This is a genomic window from Paraburkholderia sp. SIMBA_054, assembly GCF_046534875.1.
Classification (GTDB): domain Bacteria; phylum Pseudomonadota; class Gammaproteobacteria; order Burkholderiales; family Burkholderiaceae; genus Paraburkholderia; species Paraburkholderia hospita.
Genome location: NZ_JAWRXV010001472.1, coordinates 1 through 244, shown reverse-complemented (window position 1 = coordinate 244; position 244 = coordinate 1). Strand labels below are relative to the sequence as shown.

Below are 244 nucleotides of genomic sequence, written 5' to 3'. Positions count from 1 at the left end.
CCTGCAAGGTCGGCAACTTGTTCAAGGCCTGCATGTTCTGGCCGTACCCCTGATAGACCGGCACGCCAGCGCCATAACGGGGACCATTGTTGTCTGGGTTGTTTGGTTCCGTATCACCATAACGGCTCACGAGATACCAGTTGCCATCCTTGTTACCGCTGCCCGATCCTTGCTGCAGCGTATAGGCATAGGCGCCAGCCCAGATAGCCTTCTTGTTATCCTTGGTTGTGTAATCGCTGACAAG

1 protein-coding gene is annotated in these 244 nt (G+C 54.9%); it reads right to left on the bottom strand.

Annotated features, from left to right (window positions below; genetic code table 11):
* Nucleotides 1-244, bottom strand: a 244-nt coding sequence (locus SB822_RS59935) for an autotransporter outer membrane beta-barrel domain-containing protein (protein WP_410859489.1), incomplete at both ends; no start/stop codon positions are given.